This window comes from Rubritalea profundi, assembly GCF_002954445.1.
In the GTDB taxonomy this organism is placed as follows: Bacteria; Verrucomicrobiota; Verrucomicrobiia; order Verrucomicrobiales; family Akkermansiaceae; genus Rubritalea; species Rubritalea profundi.
On record NZ_MQWA01000001.1, the window covers coordinates 2684807 to 2691149 of the forward strand.

A 6343-nucleotide genomic window follows, 5' to 3' on the forward strand; every position below is an offset into this window, starting at 1 on the left:
ACACATCCTCCTCCCGCGCCGGAACGAGCCAGCGGAGTACAAGAATCATGAGTGCTTTAGATGCGTTATGCATCTCTTGCTGAATAGAGTAAATTCTATGACCCTGTCAAGGCCAGTGTGCTGGGGAATGCTTGGTCGCTTTATCTAACAGAGGGTGCTCCACCCAAATCTAAGCTTCTTATTGAGATTTACAAACTCAAGCCGCGTCCGGTCAAATCTATCAGCTGGAATGATGAGATTGATGGACGCGAGATCGGGGTGCAATACATATATTGCTGCGGCAGTACCATCAACTTTGAGCCAACTAAGTTACTCGACTCACGAGGAGTGTATCTGGTGCGTGTCGTCGGCGGCGGGGTAAAGGAGCAGTATGTGACTGAACTTTATTAGTCGTCTTTAGCTTCTTCGATACCAATCGCATGGCTCACTACGGTATTGGCGAGAACTACAGGTGTATGGTTTATTGCGATGGTGCAAAAACCATAGCCCGATCCAGCTAGCTTGTTCTCTCGTAGAATTTTCCCCGCGAGAGCTTCGAGATAAAACACATGGCAGCCAGTGTGGGCAATGACTTGGTTCGAATCGAGAATGCGTGTGATGAGCTTCGAGGGTTTCAGCTTTGTGCGCCAAATTTCTTCTACCGTTCGACTGTTTAGACAAATAGCATGATTTCCGACACCCTAGCAGACTCGTTTTAGCAGGGGTTAAATCTGTTGAGCCTGAACGGGAATTGTTTAGATCAAAAGCGTGTATGCGTAAATGCTCGAGAAAATCCTTCCTCTCACGCAGGTCGCTGTTTAGCTTCGCTCGTATACAGCGCGTTAGGTGAAGCTAGCGCGCCTCATTTTATATAGGTTTTCCAGAAAAGATGACAAGCATCGTAGTATCTAGCCAAAAAGGTGGTGTCGGCAAAACGACAGTATCTATCAATCTCGCATTTGCCTTCGCTAGAGCGGGGTGGAATGTCTTGCTCGTGGATACTGACCCTCAGGGGTCGGTTGGTCTCTCTCTCACCCGGCAGTCTAGAAAGCTGCTCGGATTCTTTGATTACTTAGGTGATCAAAAGCAGACCTTTGATGGCCTTGTTGTGCCGACACGAATGAAGACTCTTTCTATGATTCCTGCTGGACAGGGGGAGGGGTACGAACTTGGTGGTGGCTATAGTGAAAGTGTGGTGGAGAGAGTGAAGGATTTTCTAGGTGAGGCTGAATCGAGAGGCTATGATATCTGTATTCTGGACAGCGCGGCAGGTTTATTTGGAATCACACGCGATGTGTTAGTAGCTGCAGATGCAGTGTTAGTCCCACAGCAGGCTGAGCCGTTGGGTATCAGATCGGTGCCTAAGATGCTCAAAGGCCTCACCGAATTGCGTGCGAAAAACACTAAACTATCTATCCTTGGGGTCCTTCTGACAATGGTTCAGCGCGACGTGCAGGAAAGCGCTGAGGCTGCTGACGGATTACGTGAGTTGCTCCCAGCGCAACTGGTGATGAAAGAAGAGGTGCCTCGAGATGGACTTTTCCTCAAAGCGAGTGGTAAAGGTGTTCCCGTGGGCGTGCTGCAAGGCTCAGCCAAACTACTTAGCGCCTTCGATGAACTGAGATTGGAGATCGAATCAAAGCTTGGTCTCAGCCTGTAATGCGAGTAGTCTGAACTGTTAAATAAATTTACTAATATGGATTCTATAAACCCATGGTTGGATGTCGATGAACTCAATCGTCTAGCCAAAGCTCTAATGGCACCAGCGGATGCTCAACAAACCAAAAAGGTCGAAGCATCAAAAAGTGAAGGACTTATCCGTAGCTCAGCGAGCAAGGTCTTAGCTAAAGCGAGTGAAATGGCGAAGCGTACAGGAGTGATTACTCCAGTTGTGCGCAAAGCAGCACTTCCAGAGTTAGGAGATTGGCTCAATGCTCATGCTCGTTGCCAAGGGCTCTGTGTTGTTAACCTTGATGGAGATGTCCTGCAAGCTGCAATGCCTAATGAAGAGTGGACTAAACTAACAGTTTTGGCTGCTACTACCCGGCATCGACTTGAAGAAGGAAAATCGTCTAGCCTGAGGCTGAAAGTGGCATCGGAGAGTTTCTTGCAGTTCATCAGTGTGATGACTGCCCGTGGACCTTTGTTAGTTGGTCTACTCACTCAGAATCTTCTCAAGGATTCTCAGCTCATAGAGTTTTCCTCTTTGGTTGAGGGGATCAGTGCCCCAGATCAAGTTGAAAAATAAGAAAAGGACGGATGTTATTATGCATCAGCTTTTTTACGATTGGAAATTGGCCTGATCTCTCAGGCCAGAGGTCAGAGCGTTAGCTCATCTGGCGCTATCTCTGTTGGATGATTTTATCTTTACTGTAACGTACCTTGGGTAAACTCGCGTATTTGTCGTCGTTAGAGCGGTAGCCCATAGGGCAGGCCACGGTAGTGAAATATCCAGTCCCTTCGAGTCCTAAAATTTTGTCGTACTCCGCAGGTGTGATCCCCTCCATCGGACAGGCGTCTATCTTGAGGAATGCAGCGCTCGCCATCAATTGACCAAGAGCAATATAAACTTGGTTTTTTGCCCAAGCAATGAGTTGTTCAGCGCTCATGTTAGCTATGAAGCCACCCATCATATCACGGTAAAATGTGAGGCTTTCCTTTTCTCCTCCACGCACGGCGTGGGTTGTGTCGATGAATGTATCGAGCTCGGCGTTACCGATGGGGCCATGTGCTGCAAGTACTACAAGATGAGAGCAATCGACAACTTGTTGCTGGTTCCAAGAGTGTGGAAGTAGTTGTTTCTTTACGTCGGGATCTGTCACGACGATGAACTTCCAGGGCTGTAGCCCAAAGGATGAAGGTGTGAGGACTAGACTCTCTTCTATGGCGTCCCATACTTCACTTGCGATCGTTCGGCTCGGGTCAAAGGCTTTGGTGGCATAGCGCCAGTTTAGCGCATCAAGTAGTGTTGTTGGAGTCATGATAGAATGTGTTGCTATTGGGCTTCGATGTTAAATGGTAAATTCAAGGATGGTATGGCGTTGAGTGATATATTTAGCAATGCACCATACTCTTTATTGAGCCGATTGTCTCGTTGGTAGAACCCGAGGCCAGCGGTCCAACTTTCAAAGTTTCTGTGGAATGAATATTCCTGCCGTTCAAGAGTGTTGTCATCAAACTGCCATTGATGGTAGGTGCCGATCCCCCATTTTGGATTGATACGAAAGTAGGCTCTGCCGCGGATCAAGTCAGTGTCGGCGATGACTGGGTGGTTAGATAAGTAGCTGTGGCCAATACTCAGCTCGATGTTCTCGTGGGGCCAGAAGAGGAGGTTAGTGGTGATCTCAGTGAAGCCTTCACTGTTGAGGGGGAACTGTGTGTTGAGGCTCAAGCTTCCCCATGGGACTGGGTTCCACCGTAAGTCATTATAAAAGTTTGAGAAATCTCGATCGTACTCAGGGTCATTTAAGAAAGCGTCTATATACGAGTCTAAGGTGAGCCAGTTCTGGCTTCGACCATTACGCTTGGTAACCAGATTGTTACGTGTACCTAGGCGTGCGATCGACCAGTTTTGGTAATCGTCAATCGCAGTGAAACGGGCCACATCGATCGGTCGTGGGCGCTCGGTTGGGGTGAGTCTATCAATCTTGCTGTCGTCTTCGTTCAGCTCATTGGTGGCAAGGACTGAGATATTTGCGTATGGCTGCACAACATGCAGAAGTTCGTTGAGGCCCCAGCGTCTGCTTTGCACAGAGGCGTAGCTTTTTGTGAACTTCATCGCAGCATCAAGGCCTAGATAGCCGTGAGGGCTGCTATGTGTCTTGCCATCTGCCCCTTCATCCCAATAATAAGAATACCCGGCTCCGGCACGTGGTGTGACAGTGACTCCGTTAGCCACTTCAATTGGGCGGGAGAGTTCTTGATAGGTATGTATTCTAGCGAAACTATTCTCACTGAGGAGTCGTTCTATTTCACTTTCTCTTTCTGGAGTTGTGTAAGAATCTGCTGCTTCAGCGCGCAAACGAACTGGGTCTGATTTACCGAGCTCTTCTTTATAGCAGCCAATAGAAGTGGATCCCTCGTGTAGAATCGAGCTGTTGAAAATGGGTCTCTTTGCGTGGTCTAAATAGATTTCAGGCAGGCGTGTGTCAGCTTCATAAAAATCATTCAATTGTAGTCGAGTGAAAGCTCCTAGCTGATACTGATCACTACGTCGCTGAATGCCTATGATATTATCTGGCTGAGGGTTCAGTGTGTAGTTTCGTTCCTCAAAGTCTTCTAGGAAGTAGCGGTCACTGAGATAAGTGAGGTTTGTGTCGACGATCGTTGTGGTTGATGGGGTGTTCTGCCAATCGAATCGGTACTTAAGTTCAATTTTATAGCGATTACTGTCGATCGTTTCACGGGGAATTGAGGAGCGTGAAAGCGATGGGTCTGTATCATCGGCATAATAAGTTTTAAGCCAGCCTAGGTTGCTGTTACCGTCGAGCCTTTGGTCTGTGAAGTCGACGCCGACTCCCACGCCTCTTTTAGATCTAAAATCTAAAAGCCACTCAGAAAGGAGCCATTGGTCTTCCTTTCTCCCTGACACAGGGTTTTTTTCTCCCCCTAACATGATCCCGTACCGGTTGAGTAAAAATAGGCCCCAGTTAGACTTGGAACCAGGGGTGAATTGGTAGCCTAGCTCAGATCCTACTGATTGAGAGAGGTAAGGAAGCCAAAATATAGGGGTGTCGCCAGCGTAGAGCTTTAGATTTCTGAAGATGATTTCTTCTTCAGGGTAAATTTCAATTTTTTTTGCTCGGATCCAAAAATTCGGATTTTGTCTATCGTGAGTGGAGAGCCCAGCGTTCTTACCGATGAAGATGCGCTTTCCATCGACAGTTTCTGATGTGAATGTGTCTGAATCTAGCAGAAATGGATCCATGCTAGTTTTGAGTTCTTTTGTATCTAATTGTTCGGTTCCGTAATTATAGGAGGCTTTTGAGCCCCGGTGTAAGGTGGAATTTTGATAGATGCTTACATCGCCGTTGAGGTGGATGACCTCTTTAGTAGTATCAATAAGAGCCTGCTTTGCAAAAATTTGGATACCATTGTCAGTATAGACCTGAACGCCTCCAAGGTAGCGTATAAGTCCTGTTTCTCCATTGTAATCGGCTCCATTGTTAGATGTGACGCGGACATTGTCTGGCATCGTTGGAGTAAGTTGTAGGTCTAACCCTCCAGACTGTAGGTCACCATCTCCTTGAGCATGGCTGTAGCTGGTAGCAGAGATGAGGATTGCTGCTAAGCTGGGAAGGAGTCGGTTCATGCGCGTTATTTAGACCTTTGATAGACCTTCGAGTAAAGATGAAAGGAGTAAATTGATCAGTTGACCGTAGAACTAAGAATTGGCATCTTTATAAGTAATGGAAAAAGTAGTTGGAATTATAGGCGCGTCAGGACTGATCGGTTCAGAGGTAGCTAGCGCGTTTACAGAGCTGGGAATGCGGGTTGTGCGTATATCGCGCACTAAACGGGATGAGGTCGATCAAGAGTGGCGGGAGCTCGATGAGCGCTGCCTTATAGGAGTGGATATACTTATTAATCTAGCGGGTGAGCCCATAGATCAGAGGTGGACAAAGGGTAATCGGGCAAAGTTTCACGCGAGTCGCGTGGAATTAACTCAAAATTTGCGCTGCTGGATGCAGGCGTTACCGGCTCAAGAGCGCCCGAGCCTATGGCTGAATACTTCAGCAGTGGGGATCTATGGGGATAGAGGGGCTGAGCCGCTAGACGAATCATCTAATATAGGTGAAGGCTACCTTGCTGAGCTTTGTTCCTCTTGGGAGCATGCTGCTCACGAAGAAATTATTAGTGGATGTCGAGTGGTACATCCTAGAATTGGAGTGGTGTTAGGACGTGAGTCACATGCTTGGTTAAAGATGAAAAAGACTTTCTTGTTTGGAGTTGGGGGGAAACTGGGTTCTGGAAAGCAATGGTTCCCGTGGGTTCACTTGCAAGATGTAGTGAGAGCTCTGGTATTTCTGTCTCTCTCTTCACGTTCTGAAGGAGCATACAATATTGTAGCGCCTGAGTCCGTCACCAACGCTGATTTCACAAAGGCTCTGAGTAGAGCTCTCCGACGGCCAGCATTATGCCCGGTGCCAGCTTTAGCCTTAGGGGTGATTTTGGGTGAATTTTCACAGGCTTTGCTGGCTAGTCAGAGGGTGGTTCCTAAAAAATTGGAGGACTTAGACTTTAAGTGGAACTTTAAATCACTTGAATCGGCCCTTTTAGAGCTTTGTGAAAGATGATTCTACTGAGAATCCAATTATTATTGTAGAGTTGAGAGAGGCTGTGAAAGTTCTACTTGTTGATTTTT

At 47.3% G+C, this 6343-nt stretch carries 7 protein-coding genes; 4 read left to right on the forward strand and 3 right to left on the reverse strand.

Features of this window, described 5'->3' with window-relative positions; translation table 11 throughout:
• The first annotated feature begins 117 nt into the window (after positions 1–117).
• Entirely contained in the window at positions 118–390 is a 273-nt protein-coding gene (locus BSZ32_RS11785) for a hypothetical protein (protein ID WP_105043597.1), read from the forward strand.
• Here the strand turns inward: BSZ32_RS11785 and BSZ32_RS18890 are convergent.
• Positions 387–548, reverse strand: coding sequence for a hypothetical protein (locus BSZ32_RS18890; protein WP_165788808.1), 162 nt, complete (start codon positions 546–548; stop codon positions 387–389). The genes BSZ32_RS11785 and BSZ32_RS18890 overlap by 4 nt on opposite strands.
• 320 nt (positions 549–868) lie before the next feature.
• On the opposite strand from BSZ32_RS18890, the gene BSZ32_RS11790 reads away from it, so the two are divergent.
• Both BSZ32_RS11790 and BSZ32_RS11795 read left to right on the forward strand, forming a co-directional pair.
• Entirely contained in the window at positions 869–1639 is a 771-nt protein-coding gene (locus BSZ32_RS11790; RefSeq protein ID WP_105043598.1) for a ParA family protein, read from the forward strand.
• A gap of 36 nt (positions 1640–1675) precedes the next feature.
• Positions 1676–2227, forward strand: coding sequence for a hypothetical protein (locus tag BSZ32_RS11795; protein WP_105043599.1), 552 nt, complete (start codon positions 1676–1678; stop codon positions 2225–2227).
• A 94-nt stretch (positions 2228–2321) separates the two neighbouring features.
• Here BSZ32_RS11795 and BSZ32_RS11800 read toward each other — a convergent pair whose 3' ends face one another.
• Positions 2322–2960 (reverse strand): NAD(P)H-dependent oxidoreductase, encoded by a 639-nt coding sequence (locus BSZ32_RS11800; protein ID WP_105043600.1) that lies wholly within the window; start codon positions 2958–2960, stop codon positions 2322–2324.
• 14 nt (positions 2961–2974) lie between these two features.
• Positions 2975–5290, reverse strand: a complete 2316-nt coding sequence (gene lptD, locus BSZ32_RS11805) for an LPS assembly protein LptD (RefSeq protein WP_105043601.1) — start codon at positions 5288–5290, stop codon at positions 2975–2977.
• A gap of 97 nt (positions 5291–5387) precedes the next feature.
• Between lptD and BSZ32_RS11810 the strand changes: the two genes are divergently transcribed.
• Positions 5388–6275: a TIGR01777 family oxidoreductase gene (locus tag BSZ32_RS11810; RefSeq protein WP_105043602.1), complete on the forward strand. Its 888-nt coding sequence runs from the start codon at positions 5388–5390 to the stop codon at positions 6273–6275.
• Positions 6276–6343: the final 68 nt, after the last annotated feature.

Excerpts from the sequence above, each read along its gene's own strand:
- lptD (WP_105043601.1), bottom strand. The coding sequence starts at position 5,290 with ATGAACCGACTCCTTCCCAGCTTAGCAGCAATCCTCATCTCTGCTACC.
- BSZ32_RS11795 (WP_105043599.1), top strand. The coding sequence starts at position 1,676 with ATGGATTCTATAAACCCATGGTTGGATGTCGATGAACTCAATCGTCTA.
- BSZ32_RS11800 (WP_105043600.1), bottom strand. The coding sequence starts at position 2,960 with ATGACTCCAACAACACTACTTGATGCGCTAAACTGGCGCTATGCCACC.
- BSZ32_RS11810 (WP_105043602.1), top strand. The coding sequence starts at position 5,388 with ATGGAAAAAGTAGTTGGAATTATAGGCGCGTCAGGACTGATCGGTTCA.
- BSZ32_RS11790 (WP_105043598.1), top strand. The coding sequence starts at position 869 with ATGACAAGCATCGTAGTATCTAGCCAAAAAGGTGGTGTCGGCAAAACG.